Origin of the sequence: Arthrobacter sp. zg-Y820 (assembly GCF_030142155.1) — a bacterium.
Classification (GTDB): domain Bacteria; phylum Actinomycetota; class Actinomycetes; order Actinomycetales; family Micrococcaceae; genus Arthrobacter_B.
Map to the genome: position 1 here is coordinate 899821 of NZ_CP126247.1, position 16507 is coordinate 916327.

15 protein-coding genes are annotated in these 16507 nt (G+C 65.5%); 11 read left to right on the plus strand and 4 right to left on the minus strand.

The genetic code is table 11. From position 1 onward, the window contains the following. Positions 1 to 56 precede the first annotated feature (56 nt). From QNO08_RS04085 to sdhC, 4 genes are all read right to left on the minus strand, one after another. Complete coding sequence (locus QNO08_RS04085; protein WP_229964633.1) at positions 57 to 833, minus strand: succinate dehydrogenase iron-sulfur subunit; 777 nt, start codon at positions 831 to 833, stop codon at positions 57 to 59. Next, a complete protein-coding gene (sdhA, locus tag QNO08_RS04090; protein WP_229964634.1) occupies positions 833 to 2599 on the minus strand; it encodes a succinate dehydrogenase flavoprotein subunit in 1767 nt (588 codons plus the stop codon). The genes QNO08_RS04085 and sdhA overlap by 1 nt, the downstream gene beginning before the upstream one ends. A gap of 76 nt (positions 2600 to 2675) precedes the next feature. Continuing rightward, positions 2676 to 3155: a succinate dehydrogenase hydrophobic membrane anchor subunit gene (locus QNO08_RS04095; protein ID WP_229964635.1), complete on the minus strand. Its 480-nt coding sequence runs from the start codon at positions 3153 to 3155 to the stop codon at positions 2676 to 2678. A 3-nt stretch (positions 3156 to 3158) separates the two neighbouring features. After that, the gene (sdhC, locus tag QNO08_RS04100) at positions 3159 to 3539 is read right to left on the minus strand and encodes a succinate dehydrogenase, cytochrome b556 subunit (protein WP_229964636.1); all 381 of its coding nucleotides are present in this window, start codon (positions 3537 to 3539) and stop codon (positions 3159 to 3161) included. 260 nt (positions 3540 to 3799) lie between these two features. On the opposite strand from sdhC, the gene QNO08_RS04105 reads away from it, so the two are divergent. The 11 genes from QNO08_RS04105 to QNO08_RS04155 all read left to right on the plus strand — a co-directional run bounded on the left by QNO08_RS04105 (position 3800) and on the right by QNO08_RS04155 (position 16459). Next, positions 3800 to 4939 carry a mannose-1-phosphate guanylyltransferase gene (locus tag QNO08_RS04105; RefSeq protein ID WP_229964637.1) on the plus strand — a complete coding sequence of 380 codons (1140 nt, stop codon included), beginning with the start codon at positions 3800 to 3802 and terminating at the stop codon, positions 4937 to 4939. A gap of 117 nt (positions 4940 to 5056) precedes the next feature. After that, positions 5057 to 6223: an amidohydrolase gene (locus QNO08_RS04110; RefSeq protein ID WP_229965036.1), complete on the plus strand. Its 1167-nt coding sequence runs from the start codon at positions 5057 to 5059 to the stop codon at positions 6221 to 6223. Positions 6224 to 6486: 263 nt separating this feature from the next. After that, positions 6487 to 7596 carry a BMP family lipoprotein gene (locus QNO08_RS04115; protein ID WP_229964638.1) on the plus strand — a complete coding sequence of 370 codons (1110 nt, stop codon included), beginning with the start codon at positions 6487 to 6489 and terminating at the stop codon, positions 7594 to 7596. A 135-nt stretch (positions 7597 to 7731) separates the two neighbouring features. Then, positions 7732 to 9294: an ABC transporter ATP-binding protein gene (locus QNO08_RS04120; RefSeq protein WP_229964639.1), complete on the plus strand. Its 1563-nt coding sequence runs from the start codon at positions 7732 to 7734 to the stop codon at positions 9292 to 9294. After that, positions 9291 to 10658 (plus strand): ABC transporter permease, encoded by a 1368-nt coding sequence (locus QNO08_RS04125; protein WP_442860456.1) that lies wholly within the window; start codon positions 9291 to 9293, stop codon positions 10656 to 10658. The genes QNO08_RS04120 and QNO08_RS04125 overlap by 4 nt, the downstream gene beginning before the upstream one ends. Next, entirely contained in the window at positions 10655 to 11944 is a 1290-nt protein-coding gene (locus QNO08_RS04130) for an ABC transporter permease (protein WP_229964640.1), read from the plus strand. The genes QNO08_RS04125 and QNO08_RS04130 overlap by 4 nt, the downstream gene beginning before the upstream one ends. A gap of 14 nt (positions 11945 to 11958) precedes the next feature. Next, positions 11959 to 12396, plus strand: coding sequence for a cytidine deaminase (locus tag QNO08_RS04135; protein WP_229964641.1), 438 nt, complete (start codon positions 11959 to 11961; stop codon positions 12394 to 12396). Beyond that, a complete protein-coding gene (locus QNO08_RS04140) occupies positions 12393 to 13682 on the plus strand; it encodes a thymidine phosphorylase (protein ID WP_229964642.1) in 1290 nt (429 codons plus the stop codon). The genes QNO08_RS04135 and QNO08_RS04140 overlap by 4 nt, the downstream gene beginning before the upstream one ends. 197 nt (positions 13683 to 13879) lie before the next feature. Further along, positions 13880 to 14566: a DedA family protein gene (locus tag QNO08_RS04145; RefSeq protein ID WP_229965038.1), complete on the plus strand. Its 687-nt coding sequence runs from the start codon at positions 13880 to 13882 to the stop codon at positions 14564 to 14566. A gap of 44 nt (positions 14567 to 14610) precedes the next feature. Further along, positions 14611 to 15774 (plus strand): adenosine deaminase, encoded by a 1164-nt coding sequence (locus QNO08_RS04150; RefSeq protein WP_229964643.1) that lies wholly within the window; start codon positions 14611 to 14613, stop codon positions 15772 to 15774. Further along, positions 15767 to 16459 (plus strand): MazG nucleotide pyrophosphohydrolase domain-containing protein, encoded by a 693-nt coding sequence (locus QNO08_RS04155; protein WP_331461752.1) that lies wholly within the window; start codon positions 15767 to 15769, stop codon positions 16457 to 16459. Before QNO08_RS04150 ends, QNO08_RS04155 begins: the two co-directional genes overlap by 8 nt. The last annotated feature ends 48 nt before the right edge of the window (positions 16460 to 16507 follow it).

The following is a 16507-nucleotide window of genomic DNA, read 5'->3' on the forward strand; positions in this document are numbered from 1 at the left end:
GCGCCCGCAGCCCTTGATGGACTGTGGACGCCGCCTCCGGCTGGTGCCTGGCGGAACTAGACCGAGCGGCTCAGGATGGCCTGCTTGACCTCGGCAATGGCCTTGGTGACCTGGATGCCGCGCGGGCAGGCTTCGCTGCAGTTGAAGGTGGTGCGGCAGCGCCACACGCCTTCCTTGTCGTTCAGGATCTCCAGGCGCATGTCTCCGGCGTCGTCGCGCGAGTCGAAGATGAAGCGGTGGGCGTTGACGATGGCGGCCGGACCAAAGTACTGGCCGTCGGTCCAGAACACCGGGCACGAGGACGTGCAGGCGGCGCAGAGGATGCACTTGGTGGTGTCGTCGAACCGCTCACGGTCCTCGGCGGACTGCAGGCGTTCCTTCGTGGGCTCGTGGCCCTTGGTGACCAGGAACGGCATGATCTCGCGGTAGGACTGGAAGAACGGCTCCATGTCCACGATCAGGTCCTTCTCCACCGGCAGGCCCTTGATGGGTTCCACAAGGATGGGCTTGGACGTGTCCAGGTCCTTCAGCAGCGTCTTGCAGGCCAGGCGGTTGCGGCCGTTGATGCGCATGGCATCGGATCCGCAGACGCCGTGGGCGCAGGAACGGCGGAAGGAGACGGAACCGTCATGCTCCCACTTGACCTTGTGCAGGGCATCCAGCACGCGGTCGGTGCCGTACATGGTCAGCTTCCACTCGTCCCAGTATCCTTCGTCGGATACCTCGGGGTTGTAGCGGCGAACCTTCAGCGTGATCTCGAAGGAGGGAATTTCCCCGCCCACAGATGCGGGCAGTTCAATCTTGGAGGCGGGCTCCGCAATTTCCGTTGTCATTAGTACTTCCTCACCATCGGCTCGTAGCGCGTGAAGATGACCGGCTTGGTGTCCAGTCGAATGCCCGCTGTGTTCTCGGCATTGGCGGCTTCGTCAACCTTGTACGCCATTGAATGCTTCATGAAGTTTTCGTCGTCGCGCTCCGGGAAGTCCTCGCGGAAGTGCCCGCCGCGGGATTCTTCGCGGTGCAGCGCCGCCACGGTCATGACCTTGGCCAGTTCCAGCAGGAAGCCCAGTTCCACGGCCTCCAGCAGATCCAGGTTGAAGCGCTTGCCCTTGTCCTGGACGCTGATCTTCCGGTACCGCTCTTCGAAGGAGGCAATGTCGGTCAGGACCTGGTTGAGGGTTTCCGCAGTGCGGAACACCTGCATGTTGGCATCCATGGTGTTCTGCAGGTCGCGGCGGATTTCGGCAACGCGTTCCGTTCCCTCCGAGTTGCGGACGAGGTCCAGCAGCTCGACGGTGGCAGCTTCCGGATCTTCCGGCAGGTCAACGAAATCGGCTGTCAGGGCGTACTCGGCGGCATAGATGCCGGCGCGCTTGCCGAAGACGTTGATGTCCAGCAGGGAGTTGGTGCCCAGCCGGTTGGAGCCGTGCACCGAAACGCAGGCCACTTCGCCGGCGGCATACAGGCCGGGAATAACGGTGTCGTTGTCCTGCAGGACCTCGGCCTTGATGTTGGTCGGGATGCCGCCCATGGCGTAGTGCGCGGTCGGGAAGACCGGCACCGGCTCCGTGTACGGCTCCACACCCAGGTAGGTGCGGGCGAACTCGGTGATGTCCGGGAGCTTGGCGTCAATGTGCGCCGGCTCCAGGTGCGTCAGGTCCAGGAGGACGTAGTCCTTGTTCGGGCCGCAACCGCGGCCTTCGCGGACCTCGTTGGCCATGGAACGGGCCACGATGTCGCGGGGTGCGAGGTCCTTGATGGTCGGAGCGTAACGCTCCATGAAGCGCTCACCCTCGGAGTTGCGCAGGATCGCGCCTTCGCCGCGGGCTGCTTCGGAAAGCAGGATGCCCAGGCCTGCGAGGCCTGTCGGATGGAACTGGAAGAACTCCATGTCCTCCAGCGGAATGCCGCGGCGGAACGCGATGCCCATGCCGTCACCGGTGAGGGTGTGCGCATTGGAGGTGGTCTTGAAGACCTTGCCCGCGCCGCCGGAGGCGAAGACCACGGACTTGGCCTGGAAGACGTGCAGTTCGCCGCTGGCCAGGTCGTAGGAAACAACACCGGCAACGCGCTTCTGGCCAAACGAGTCGGTGACCGTCAGCAGGTCGAGCACGTAGTACTCGTTGTAGAACTCCACGTTGTGCTTGACGCAGTTTTGGTACAGGGTCTGCAGGATCATGTGGCCGGTGCGGTCGGCCGCGTAGCAGGCACGGCGGACCGGTGCCTTGCCGTGGTCGCGGGTGTGACCGCCGAAACGGCGCTGATCAATGCGGCCTTCGGGCGTGCGGTTGAACGGCAGGCCCATCTTTTCCAGGTCCAGCACGGCGTCGATGGCCTCTTTGGCCATGACCTCCGCAGCGTCCTGGTCGACCAGGTAATCGCCGCCCTTGACCGTGTCAAAGGTGTGCCATTCCCAGTTGTCTTCTTCGACGTTGGCCAGTGCTGCGCACATGCCGCCCTGCGCTGCACCAGTGTGCGAGCGGGTGGGGTACAGCTTGGTCAGTACCGCCGTGCGTGCGCGCTGCCCGGATTCGATTGCGGCACGCATACCGGCGCCGCCGGCGCCGACAATAACGACGTCGTACTTATGGACCTGCATAGCAGATGCTCTTTCTGTTGAAACCTGTGAATCGTTCGTGGTGGTCGCACCCCGTCAGGGGTGCGACCGTGCGCGGTTACGCCTTGCAGAAGTCCGCGAGCAGCTCCGTGGGAGCGCCGGCGGGGCAGGGGTCGAAGGTGAAGATCACCAAGGTGCCGAGCACGATAATCACGAGCGAAGCAATGTAGAGAATGCTCTTCAACGCCATCCGGGTGGAGTTCTTGTCAGCGTAGTCATTGATGATGACGCGGACGCCGTTGGTGCCGTGCAGCATGGCAAGCCACAGCATGACCAGGTCCCAGACCTGCCACAGCGGGCTGGCCCACTTGCCGGCGACGAAGCCGAAGTCCACCGCGTGGATGCCGTCGCCCACCATGAGGTTGACGAAGAGGTGCGTGAAGATCAGGACGATCAGGATGGCACCGGAGATGCGCATGAACAACCATGCCAGCATCTCGAAGTTGCCTTTGCCGCCCGGGGTGCGGGCGTACTTGGGGGAAATCCGGCCGGAGCGCGGAGCCTCGATGGAGACGGCCTCGTTGGTTGATGTACTCATGGCTTAGTGGCCCCCGAAAACGATGGGAAGGTGGCGAATGGAGAAACCGATCATCGTGATCACCCAAAGACCGACGACGCTCCACAGCATCTGGCGCTGGTACTTCGGGCCCTTCTTCCAAAAATCGATCAGGATCACGCGTACGCCGTTAAAGGCATGGAACACGATGGCGGCAACGAGGCCGAGTTCGCCGAGGCCCATGATGGGGTTCTTGTACGCGCCGATCACTACGTTGTAGGCCTCCGGTGAAACACGCACCAGTGAGGTATCCAAAACGTGGACCAAAAGGAAGAAGAAGATCACCACGCCGGTAATGCGATGCGCAACCCACGACCACTGGCCTTCACGGCCGCGGTAGAGAGTGCCTGCTGGTAACTTCGACACTGAATTTTCCTCCCTGCAACGCAAGCGGCGCTGGCGTGTCTTCCACGCAGTGATGACGCCGGTGCGACAGCAATATAAGCTCAAGCATAATCTAGGTCTCCCCGGGAACGCTTTCAATTTAGGACGCCCTATCATGTGACCCTCGTTACACTCTGCGGGGGTCCTCCAGCCGGGCGGATTACCCTCCGCGGCGCTCCGGGCAGAAGTCACGAAGCCCGGTTCCGGCGGACTCGCCGCTCCGTCGGCTAATCTTGGCTTTGATGAGTACAGAACAGGTAAGCCCTAATCCTTCCTCAGCGGACTTTGACCGCTTTTACGGCGTCATCCCCGCCGGCGGCGTCGGAACCCGCCTGTGGCCGTTGTCCCGTGCAGCTGCGCCCAAGTTCCTTCATGACCTGACGGGCTCCGGCTCGACGCTCATCCGGGCCACCTACGACCGGCTGCGCCCGCTCAGCGGCGACCGAGTCATGGTTGTCACGGGAACGCTGCACCGCGAGGCAGTGCGGAAGCAGCTTCCGGAAATCACCGGCAAAAACCTGGTGCTGGAGCTGGAGCCGAAGGATTCCGCGGCGGCCATCGGTCTTGCCGCGGCCATCCTCTATAAGCGGGATCCGAACATCATCATGGGGTCCTTTGCCGCCGACCAGGTCATCACTCCGGTCGAGGTGTTCCAGGACGCCGTGCGGGAAGCCATCCACACCGCCGCGCAGGGGTACATCGTCACCATCGGCATCCATCCGACCCACCCGGCCACCGGATTCGGGTACATCAGGGCCGGCGACAAACTGGACATCGCCGGGGCCCCCAGCGCACACGCCGTCGTCGAATTCGTGGAAAAGCCCTCGGGAGACGTGGCGCGCACCTACCTCGCCAACGGACGCTACAGCTGGAACGCGGGAATGTTCGTGGCTCCGGTGGACCTGATGCTCAAGCACCTGGAAGCGAACGAGCCGGATCTCTATGCCGGCCTGATGGAAATTGCCGAGGCCTGGGACACCCCGGCGCGGCGCGAGGTGGTGCGCCGGATCTGGCCCACGCTGCCCAAGATTGCCATTGACTATGCCGTGGCGGAGCCCGCGGCGGCAGCCGGCGACGTGGCCATGATCCCGGGCATCTTCAACTGGGACGACGTCGGAGACTTTGCCGCCATCGGACGGCTCAACCCGGCCGCGGAGAACAGCGACCTCACGGTCATGGGGGAAGGGGCGCGGGTCTACTCGGAGAATGCCTCCGGCATTGTGGTTTCCGACACCAAGCGCGTCATCGCCCTGATCGGTATCGAGGATGTGGTGATCGTCGATACCCTGGACGCGCTGCTGGTTACCACCAAGGAACACGCCCAGGAAGTAAAAAAGGCAGTGGAGCACCTCAAGGCCAGCGGCGACACCGACGTCCTGTAACGGCAGATGGATGCTTGCGGGACGGAACATCGTCACACGGTTCCCGTAACAGCAGCCTCAGTGGCTAACCTTGAAGCTGTGCCTACTATCCCACTGAACAGCTCCCCGGTTCCGTCGATGCGCGGAAGTGTTGCTCCGCTGCTGGGGGAGCTGATCGCTTTCCGGCGGGACCTGCACCGGCACCCGGAACTGTCAACGAAGGAATTCCGCACCACCGACAGGATTGTCGAAGCCTTGGCCTCGGCGGGGCTGCACCCCGTGCGCCTGGAGGGCACCGGCGCCTACGTGGACATAGGAGACGGGCCGCTGCGGATTGGACTGCGCGCGGACATCGACGCCCTGCCGGTCCTGGAGGAAACAGGCCTTCCGTACGCGTCGGTCAACACCGGCATCACGCACGCGTGCGGCCACGACATCCACACCACCGTCATGGTGGGGGTGGCGCAGGTCCTTGCCAGGCTGAACGCCGCGGGCAACCTCGGCGGCCGGGTCCGGATCATCTTCCAGCCCGCTGAGGAAGTCATGCCCGGCGGCGCGCTGGGCGTCATTCGGCAGGGCGTCCTGGAGGGGATGCCGCGCATCGTGGCACTGCACTGCGACCCCCGGATCGACGTCGGCCAGGTGGGCACCCGGATTGGAGCCATTACTTCCGCCTCGGACACCATCCGGATCGAGCTCACGGGCCGGGGCGGACACACGTCGCGCCCGCACCTGACGGAGGACCTGGTTTTCGCGCTGGCTGAGATTGCGGTCAGCGTCCCCGCCGTGCTGTCCCGGCGGATCGACGTGCGCAGCGGAGTGTCGGTGGTCTGGGGGCAGATGCACGCAGGCTCCGCGCCCAACGCGATTCCGGGCCACGGCTTCATGTCCGGCACCATGCGCTGCCTGGACGCCGAAGCCTGGTACGCGGCCGGTGAACTGCTGGACGACGTCGTTCGGCAGATTGCCGCGCCTTTCCGCGTGGACGTCACGATGGAACACACGAGGGGAGTGCCGCCGGTCATCAACACCGATGCGGAAACCAGCCTGATCGAAGCCGCTGCCCGGGCCGAACTGGGGGAGGACTCCATCGTCCTGGCGCCGCAGTCGATGGGCGGGGAAGACTTCGCCTGGATGACGCAGGCCGTTCCCGGCGCCCTGATGCGGCTGGGCACCCGGACTCCCGGCGGCGAAACGTTCGACCTGCACCGGGGCGACTACAACCCGGATGAACTGGCCATCAGCTCCGGCGTGAGCGTCATGGCCGCTGCGGCGGTGCGGGCCGCCCGCGGCCTGCGCCACTAGTTTCGGCGGCGGCCTGCGGGTTTCACCGATGGATGTCATGCGACGCCGGTCCGCGTAATTTGCTTGCAAATAATAACAACATGTAAACAATGTCCCTCCAAGAGCGTTATCTGGCTCACACTCGCCGCCGAAAGCCCATAGGATAGGCATGCCGCGGTCCACTGATGGACGGAGCGCTGCGCCACGCGACGCCCGGATGCTCTTTGCGAGCGTTCGAACAGAATAATCCTGCGCGTGGCACCCATTTCATTCCTGGAGGAACATTGAAGAACTCCCCGCGCAGCTTCAAGCGCAACGCAGGCGTTTCCGCAGCCATGCTCGGCGTCTCGGCACTCCTGCTCACCGGCTGCGGTGCCGCGCCCGAGGAAGAGGCAGATTCCACCGGCGCAGCCAACGCCAACAGCGACTTCCGGGCGTGCATCGTCTCCGACGAAGGCGGCTTTGACGACCGCTCCTTCAACCAGTCCAGCTACGAGGGCCTGAAGGCCGCCGAGGCGGACCTCGGCATCGAGGTTTCCGAGGCCCAGTCGCAGTCCGAGACCGACTTCCTTCCGAACCTTGACTCCATGATCAGCGAAGGCTGCAACCTCACCGTGACGGTCGGGTTCCTCCTGGCTGACGCGACCAAGGAAGTGGCCACTGCCAACCCGGACAGCAACTTTGCCATCGTCGATGACAACACCATCGAGCTGGATAACGTCAAGCCGATCATCTACGACACGGCTCAGGCTGCCTTCCTGGCCGGCTACGTAGCGGCCGGCACCTCCGAAACCGGCAAGGTGGCCACATACGGCGGCATCAACATCCCCACCGTCACCATCTTCATGGACGGCTTCGCCGACGGCGTGGAGTACTACAACGAAGAGAACAGTGCCGACGTCCAGCTCCTTGGCTGGAACAAGGCGGACCAGACCGGTTCCTTCGTCGGCAACTTCACCGACACCGGTGCCGGCAAGACCACCACCGAGAACTTCCTGAACGAAGGCGCGGACATCATCATGCCCGTTGCCGGTCCGGTGGGCTCCGGCACGCTGGATGCCGTCGTCGAAGCCAACGCCAACGGCGGCAGCAACAAGGTCGTCTGGGTTGACTCCGACGGCTTCGAAACGAACGATGTGGGCACCGAGTTCATCCTGACCTCGGTCATGAAGCTCATGGGCGAGGCAGTGGAAGAAGTCATCGCCTCCGACGTCGAAGGTAACTTCGACGCCACCCCGTACGTCGGCACCCTGGAGAACGGCGGCGTCGCACTGGCTCCGTACCATGACCAGGAAAGCGCCGTTCCTGACGATGTGAAGACGGCCGTCGACGAGATCAAGGCTCAGATCATCGCCGGCGACATCACAGTGGAATCCGCCGCCAGCCCCAAATAGTCTGGGGTAAGGCAGCTTTCCTGAACCGCCGTTCGTCCGGCTGCGTTGCAGCGGGCGGACGGCGGTTCCTTTTGTTCCGGGTAGCCTTCCTTAGGAGGCGCCCAACACTCAGACACGAACAGATTGGTTGGGGTTGTGAAACTCGAACTCAAGGGCATCACCAAGCGCTTCGGCGCCTTGGTTGCCAACGACCACATAGACCTGGTGATCGAACCGGGCCAGGTGCACAGCCTTCTCGGCGAAAACGGGGCGGGCAAGTCAACGCTGATGAACGTCCTTTACGGCCTCTACGAACCGTCAGAGGGACAAATCCTGGTCAACGACAAACCGGTTGCCTTCTCCGGCCCCGGTGATGCCATGGCCGCCGGAATCGGGATGGTCCACCAGCACTTCATGCTGGTGCCGGTCTTCACCGTCGCGGAGAACGTGGCACTGGGCCATGAAACCACCAAGTTCGCGGGTGCGCTGAACCTGGAAACCACGCGGGAGCGCATCCGGAAGATCTCCGACCAGTACGGGTTCGACGTTGACCCCGACGCCGTCGTCGAAGACCTCCCCGTGGGTGTGCAGCAGCGGGTCGAAATCATCAAGGCACTGATCCGGGATGCCGAAGTGCTGATCCTGGATGAGCCCACTGCCGTGCTCACGCCCCGGGAAACGGATGAGCTGCTGGCCATCATGCGCCAGCTCACCGCGGACGGAAAATCAGTAGTCTTCATCTCGCACAAGCTGCGCGAGGTCAAAGCCGTCTCCGACGTCATCACAGTGATCCGGCGCGGCAAGGTTGTGGGCGACGCCGCCCCGGGAGCCTCCACCACCGAACTGGCTTCCCTGATGGTTGGCCGCTCCGTGAACCTGACGCTCAACAAGGCTCCGGCGGAACCCGGCGACGTCACCTTCTCCGTCCGGGACCTCGTCGTGCTTTCCGACACCGGCCAGCCCGTCGTCGACCACCTGAGCTTTGGCATCGCCAAGGGGGAGATCCTCGCCGTCGCCGGCGTGCAGGGCAACGGCCAGACGGAACTCACCGAGGCCATCATGGGGCTGCAGGACCATGTCACCGGCTCCATCAACCTCGACGGACAGGAACTCGTCGGCCGCCGCGTGGACCAGGTCATCGACGCCGGCGTGGGCTTCGTGCCCGAGGACCGCAGCGTCGACGGACTCGTCGGCCCTTTCACGGTTGCGGAAAACCTGATCCTCAACCGGTACAACAAGCCCCCGTTCGCCAAGGGCCTGTCCATGCGTCCAGCCGTCGTGGCAGCCAACGCCGCCGAGAAAATCGACGAGTTCGACATTCGGACCCAGTCCGCCCAAGCGGCCGCCGGGACACTGTCCGGAGGAAACCAGCAGAAAGTGGTGATGGCCCGTGAGCTGTCCCGCCCCCTTTCGCTGTTCATCGCCTCCCAGCCCACCCGCGGCGTCGACGTCGGTTCGATCGAGTTCCTGCACAAGCGGATCGTGGCCGAGCGCGACGGCGGGACGCCGGTGCTGATTGTCTCCACCGAACTGGACGAGGTCCTGGAGCTGGCAGACCGCATCGCGGTGCTGTACGGCGGCAGGCTCATGGGCATTGTCCCGGGCACCACCTCGCGCGACGTCCTTGGCCTGATGATGGCCGGGATGCCCGCCGAAGAAGCACTTGCGCACGACCGCAACATTCAGCACGACGGCGACATTGAGGGAGGGGCGCAGTGAGCCCGGAGAAAGACAACAGGCAGCAGGGCGAACCCGCCCACCGGAAAGAGGAGGCAGCAGCCGAAGACACCCGGTTGCTGAACGCTGCCGAAACCGCGGGCGGAGCTCTGCCGCCGCCCGCCGTTCCCGTCCCCGACTCCGAGCTCCACCCGGAAAGCGGGAACGACTCGGTGCTCCACCGCATCGTTTCCTCCAACGCGCTGGTTTCGGTGCTCTCAGTCGTGATGGCGCTGATCGTCGGCGGGCTGCTGATAGCACTCACCAACGAGGACGTCGCCAGTGCCGCGTCCTACTTCTTCAGCCGCCCGTCGGATCTTTTCGCCGCAGCCTGGTCAGCGGCGTCGGGCGCCTACATCGCCCTTTTCCAGGGATCGGTTTTCAACTTCGAAGCCCAGAGCTTCTCCCGGATGATCTATCCGCTGACGCAGACGCTGACAGTGGCGACGCCGCTGATCTGCGCCGGCCTCGGCGTCGCCCTGGCATTCCGTGCCGGCCTGTTCAACATTGGTGCGCAGGGCCAGATCCTGATCGGTGCCACCATGGCCGCCTGGGTTGGCTTCAGCTGGCACCTGCCGGCGGGGCTGCACCTGCTGGTCGTGGTGATCGCGGGGGCGCTCGGCGGTGCCCTCTGGGGCGGCATTGCCGGTCTCCTCAAGGCCCGGACCGGCGCGCACGAAGTCATCGTCACCATCATGCTCAACTACATCGCCATCCAGCTGGTGCTCTTCCTGCTCACCACCCCGGGCTTCCAGCGTCCGGGATCCACCAACCCGATCAGCCCGCAGCTGGATGAAACCGCCATGTTCCCGCCTCTGCTGGGATCCGGGTTCCGCCTGCACTGGGGCTTCGTGATGGCCGTTGCCGCCACGGTGTTCATCTGGTGGCTGCTGAACCGTTCCACCGTGGGCTTTGAGCTGCGGGCAGTCGGCGCCAACCCGGCCGCTGCGCGGAACGCCGGCATCAGCACCACCAAGGGCTACGTGATCGTCATGCTCATCGCCGGTGCCCTCGCCGGACTCGCCGGCGTTGCGCAGGTCTCCGGCACCGAGAAGGTGCTGACCTCCGGCGTGGCAGCCAGCTTCGGCTTCGATGCCATCACGGTTGCCCTGCTCGGCCGCTCCTCCCCGTGGGGAACGTTTGCCGCGGGCATCCTCTTCGGCGCCTTCCGCGCCGGCGGCGTCACCATGCAGACCAGCACCGGAACCAACATCGACATTGTCCTGGTGGTCCAGTCACTGATCGTCCTGTTCATCGCGGCACCCCCGCTGGTCCGCTCCATCTTCAGGATTCCGCCGCCGGGAGCGTTCAAGACGTCCGGCAAGCGCACGACCAAGAACGCCAAGGCAGCCGGAGGAACAGCATGAGCACCGCAACCATCCCCGCCTCCGCCGGCAGGCATGCCGCAGCGCAGGCCATCCGCAGCTGGAAGATCCCGATCATCCTGGGCGCCCTGGCCATTCTCGGCTTCATCCTCTTCGGCCTCGGGTCGCCTTCCGCGGAGGTGACGTTCCGCCTCACCGAGGAGAACGCCGCCATCCAGCTTCCCAACATCGTGGTCTCGGCCCCGGTGCTGGGCTGGATCTCCTCCGTGGTCCTGCTGGCCTCGGCCGCCTGGTCCGCCGTCCTGGTCAGCCGGTTCCAGCACGTGCCGGTTTGGCTCATCGCCATGTTCGCGGTCTTCTTTATCGCCGCGTTCCTCACCTGGTCGGTGGGCAGCGCCCGCAGCCCCAGCGTCGCCGTCTACGGACTGCTGGCGGGGTCGTTCACCCTGGCCTTCCCGCTGATCTTCGGCGCGCTCTCCGGCGTGCTGTGTGAACGCTCCGGCGTCGTGAACATCGCGATCGAGGGCCAGCTGCTCTTCGGCGCATTTGCCGCCGCCGTCGCCGGAACGCTCTCCGGCAACGCCTTCGTGGGACTCTTCGCCGCCGCAGTTGCCGGTGTGCTGGTCTCGCTGGTGCTGGCCGTGTTCAGCATCAAGTACATCGTGAACCAGGTCATCGTCGGCGTCGTCCTGAACGTCCTGGTCTCCGGGCTGACCGGCTTCCTCTTCTCCACGGTGCTCAGCACCGACCCCGCGAAGTGGAACTCCCCGCCGCGCCTGCCGTCGATTCGGATTCCGTTCCTGGCGGACATTCCGATCATCGGCCCGATCCTGTTCGACCAGTCGGTGATCGGCTACCTGATGTACATCGCCGTGGCGGGCATCTACTTCGGCCTGTTCCACACCCGGTGGGGACTGCGCACCCGTGCCGTGGGCGAACACCCGAAGGCCGCCGACACCCTCGGCGTGAACGTGAACCGCATGCGGTTCCTGAACGTGCTGGCCGCGGGCGCGGTGGCCGGCGTCGGCGGTGCGTTCTTCACCCTCGTTTCGGTCTCCTCCTTCAACCGGGACATGACGTCCGGGCAGGGCTACATCGCCCTGGCGGCCCTCATCCTGGGCCGGTGGAACCCGATCGGCGCGCTCTTCGCCGCCCTGCTGTTCGGTTTCGCATCGAACCTGCAGTCCGTGCTGAGCCTGCTCGGCACGCCGGTGCCGAACCAGTTCCTGGCCATGCTGCCGTACCTCGTGACCATCTTCGTCGTCGCCGGCGTGGTGGGTAAGTCGCGCGGCCCGGCGGCCAGCGGCATACCGTATATCAAGGGCTGAGGAAGGAACCCCCAATGAATGAATCAGCAGGCACCCCGGCAGGTGCTGCGCCGGACATCGACTGGAACCAACTCCTCGATGCTGCCCGTGCCGCCCTGGAACACGCCTACGTCCCGTACTCGAAGTATCCGGTGGGCGCAGCCGCCCTGACCGACGACGGCCGGGTGATCTCCGGCTGCAACGTCGAAAACGCTTCCTACGGGCTGACGCTGTGCGCTGAATGCTCGCTCGTGAGCTCGCTGCGCATGACCGGAGGCGGCCGCCTCACCGCCTTCACCTGCGTGGACGGCGCCGGGGAAATCCTGATGCCGTGCGGACGCTGCCGGCAGCTGCTCTATGAATTTCGGGCACCGGGCATGCAGTTAATGACAGTAAGCGGCATCCGGACCATGGACGAGGTCCTGCCGGATGCCTTTGGACCGCAGCACTTGGAAGGGCAGGACCGCACATGAGCAGCGAAAAGTTTGACGCCGTGGACATCATCGGGATCAAGCGGGACCGGGGAACCCTGTCCCCGGAGCAGATCGACTGGACGATCGACGCCTACACCCGCGGGGCGATAGCCGACGAGCAGATGGCAGCGCTGAACATGGCAATCCTGCTCAACGGCATGAGCCGGCAGGAAATCTCCCGCTGGACCACCGCCATGATCAATTCGGGCGTCCGGATGGACTTCTCCTCGCTGGGGAAAGCCACCACTGACAAGCACTCCACCGGTGGGGTGGGGGACAAGATCACCCTGCCGCTGGCACCCCTGGTCGCCGTGTTCGGCGTCGCCGTGCCGCAGCTCTCCGGCCGCGGCCTCGGCCACACCGGCGGCACCCTGGACAAGCTGGAGGCCATCCCGGGATGGCGGGCCAACCTGTCCACCGAGGAAATCATGGCCCAGCTGGCCGACGTCGGCGCCGTCATCTGCGCCGCCGGCACCGGACTGGCTCCGGCGGACAAGAAGCTGTACGCGCTGCGCGACGTGACCGGAACGGTGGAGGCCATTCCGCTGATCGCCTCCTCCATCATGAGCAAGAAGATCGCCGAGGGCACCGGATCACTGGTGCTCGACGTGAAGGTGGGCTCCGGGGCGTTCATGAAGAATGAAGCCAACGCCCGTGAACTGGCCGAAACCATGGTGGCACTCGGACAGGACGCCGGAGTGAACACCGTGGCGCTGCTGACCAACATGTCCACCCCGCTGGGCCTGACCGCAGGCAATGCCATCGAGGTGGAGGAATCAGTGGAGGTCCTGGCCGGCGGCGGTCCGGCCGACGTCGTCGAACTGACGATCCGGCTGGCCGAGGAAATGCTCGCCGCGGCCGGCATCCCGGATGCCGACCCGGCGGCTGCCCTGCGGGACGGCCGGGCCATGGACGTCTGGCGGCGCATGATTTCCGCCCAGGGCGGGGACCCGGCGGCTGCGCTGCCGCAGGCGCGGGAATCGGAAACCATCCTGGCGCCCGCCGACGGCGTCCTGATGGAGCTGGACGCCCTGTCCGTGGGCGTGGCTGCCTGGCGGCTGGGAGCAGGACGTGCCCGCAAGGAGGATGTGGTGCAGGCCGGCGCCGGCGTCCGCCTGCATGCCAAGCCCGGAGCCACCGTCCGGGCCGGCCAGCCGCTGATGACCCTGCTTACCGATACACCGGAGAAGTTCGACCGGGCCCGCGAGGCGCTGGAAAACGCCGTCGTCATTGCTCCCGAAGGATCCCGCCCCGCGCAGAAGCTGATCATCGACCGCATCGGCTAGGCACCGCCCATCGGCCGTGCTGAACCGCCGGCCGCCGCCCGCCGCCCCGCCCTGCCCCCCCGCCTGCCCGCCCTGCCCTGGCCCGGGCGGGCGGGCGGGCGGCGGCGCGGGGTTGGCGGGCACCAATGAGTTGATGGCATCGTTATAGATACCAGAGACCAATCCGAGGGAGCCGACTGGACGTGCTGAGCGCCGCAGTGGACAGTGTCAACAATTTCATCCTGACCTCCGCCGATGAGCCGTGGGTTTACTTCGCATTATTCGCGTTCTGCCTGATCGACGGCTTCTTTCCGCCGGTTCCCAGCGAATCCCTGGTAGTGGGACTGTCGGCGCTGGTGGCCACCGGAGCCGGCCCCAACCTGTGGCTGGTGGCAGCGGCAGCGGCCGGCGGAGCCTTTCTGGGCGACAACCTGGCCTACCTGATGGGACGGCGGATCGGCACCGAACGGTACCGCTGGATGCGCGGACCGCGGATGCAGCGAGGCTTCGTGTGGGCCCGCAAGGAACTGGACAAGCGGGCCGTGTCGCTGATCCTGATTGCCCGCTTCATTCCGATCGGACGCGTGGTCGTCAACCTGACCGCCGGCGCCACCGGCTTCCCCCGCCGGTTGTTCGTCAGTCTGACCACCATGTCGGCCTTGGTCTGGGCAGCCTACAGCGTTGCCATCGGCGCGCTTGCCGGTTCCTGGTTCGAGGACAACCATCTCCTGGGCGTCGTGGTCGCGATCGCCGTCGCAATGGTCCTCGGGCTGGTCATTGACCGGCTCATCACCAAGCTTCGCGGCCCCACGCCGCTGAAGACCCCCAAAGACGCAGCGCGCCCCGGAGACGCAGAGCTCCCCGCTGAGGAAGCCGCGCAGCGGGTGCCGAACGAAACGCCCTAGGCACGCGCACCAACGAGTGCCGCAGCTCACGTAGAGTTGGCAGCGTGACTGAGCCTATTTTGCTTCCCGCCTCTGACCCGCACCTCGACATCCGCAGCCTGCCCAAGGTCTCGCTGCACGACCACCTCGACGGCGGCCTGCGCCCTGCCACCATCATCGAACTTGCCGCGGAGGTTGGCCACGAGCTTCCCTCCACGGACCCGGTTGCACTCGGTGAGTGGTTCCGCGAGTCCGCGGATTCAGGTTCGCTGCCGCGCTATCTGGAAACCTTTGACCACACCATTGCCGTGATGCAGACCCGCGAAGGCCTGTCCCGGGTGGCACGCGAGTTCGTGGAGGATCTGGCCGACGACGGCGTTGTCTACGCCGAGATCCGCTGGGCACCCGAGCAGCACCTGCAGGGCGGCCTGAGCCTGGACGAAGCCGTGGAAGCCGTCCAGGAGGGCCTGGACGCCGGTGTGGACGCCGTGGAAGCGGGCGGCCGCCTGATCCAGGTGGGGCAGCTCATCACGGCCATGCGCCACGCCGACCGTGCCATGGAAATCGCAGAGCTGGCCGTCCGGCACCGCCACAACGGTGCCTCCGGCTTTGACATCGCCGGCGCGGAAGACGGCTTTCCGGCCTCGCGTTTCAGCGAGGCATTCACCTACTTGGCCGAAAACCAGTTCCCGGTCACCGTGCACGCCGGCGAAGCCGCCGGAGTGGACAGCATCCGGGACGCACTGGTCCACGGCCGGGCGCTGCGCCTGGGTCACGGCGTGCGCATCGCCGAGGACATCAATGTTGAGTTCGACAACGAGGACGCCGAAGACAGTCCGGCCGGTGCCGGGGACGACAGCGCCGTGGGCATGGTGACCATCGGCCAGGTGGCCGGATGGGTCCGGGACCGCGGCATTCCGCTGGAAATCTGCCCCTCGTCCAACCTGCAGACCGGTGCCATCGCCTCCTTCGGCGGGGACATCGAATCCCATCCGATCGACCTGCTCTACCAGACCGGTTTCCAGGTCACGGTGAACACCGACAACCGGCTGATGAGCGGTGTTACGCTCACCGGCGAGTTCGAACTGCTCGCGGACACCTTCAACTATGACCTCGACGACATCCTCGAACTCACCATGAACGCGGTCGACGCCGCGTTCCTGCCACTGGAGGAGCGCGACGCCCTGGCCGCCTACGTCACTGAAGGCTTCAACCAGCTCCGTGGCTGATTCGGCCCCCGGCACTTCCGGCGATGACCTCGGCCAGCGGTTCACCCGGCTGGCCGAGGTCATCGCTGTCCTGCGGGAGCGCTGTCCCTGGACGGCCGCGCTCACCCATGAGTCCCTCCTGGAATATCTCATCGAGGAGGCCTACGAGGTGGCCGAGGCCGTGGAAACCGGCCACACCGGGCCGGAAGACGCGCAGGAGCTGGCGGGGGAGCTCGGCGACGTCCTGTTCCAGGTGCTGCTGCACGCCCGGCTTCAGGAAGAATCCGGCCACTTTGGCATCGGCGACGTGGTGGATTCGCTAACGGCCAAAATGATTCGGCGCAATCCGCATGTCTTCGCCCCCGACGGCTCCGTCCGGGAAAGCACCACCGACGATCCAGCCGAAATCGAACGCGCCTGGGACGACGTGAAGAAGCAGGAAAAACCAGGGAGAACCTCACCCTTCGACGGCATCCCCGCCGGGCTTCCGGCCCTCCTGCTGGCCGCGAAAGCCCAGGACCGGGCCCGCCGCGCCGGGATTCCGGTACCTGCAGCGGACCCGGCGAACCGGCCGCTGCCGCCGTGGCACGGTGAGGAAGAGCTGGGAGATCACCTGTTCGCCGTCGTGCGCCAGGCGCAGGCCCAGGGGCTGGATGCCGAAGCCGCGCTGCGGTCCGCGGTCCGCCGTTTCACCGCCGGCGCCTAGCCGGGCCGGGAGCCCTGCAGGCGGCTGCGGAGCCTACCGCAGGGCCAT

Coding starts and splice junctions, on each gene's coding strand:
- QNO08_RS04085 (WP_229964633.1), bottom strand. CDS start 833: ATGACAACGGAAATTGCGGAGCCCGCCTCCAAGATTGAACTGCCCGCA.
- sdhA (WP_229964634.1), bottom strand. CDS start 2,599: ATGCAGGTCCATAAGTACGACGTCGTTATTGTCGGCGCCGGCGGCGCC.
- QNO08_RS04095 (WP_229964635.1), bottom strand. CDS start 3,155: ATGAGTACATCAACCAACGAGGCCGTCTCCATCGAGGCTCCGCGCTCC.
- QNO08_RS04105 (WP_229964637.1), top strand. CDS start 3,800: ATGAGTACAGAACAGGTAAGCCCTAATCCTTCCTCAGCGGACTTTGAC.
- QNO08_RS04110 (WP_229965036.1), top strand. CDS start 5,057: ATGCGCGGAAGTGTTGCTCCGCTGCTGGGGGAGCTGATCGCTTTCCGG.
- QNO08_RS04130 (WP_229964640.1), top strand. CDS start 10,655: ATGAGCACCGCAACCATCCCCGCCTCCGCCGGCAGGCATGCCGCAGCG.
- QNO08_RS04135 (WP_229964641.1), top strand. CDS start 11,959: ATGAATGAATCAGCAGGCACCCCGGCAGGTGCTGCGCCGGACATCGAC.
- QNO08_RS04140 (WP_229964642.1), top strand. CDS start 12,393: ATGAGCAGCGAAAAGTTTGACGCCGTGGACATCATCGGGATCAAGCGG.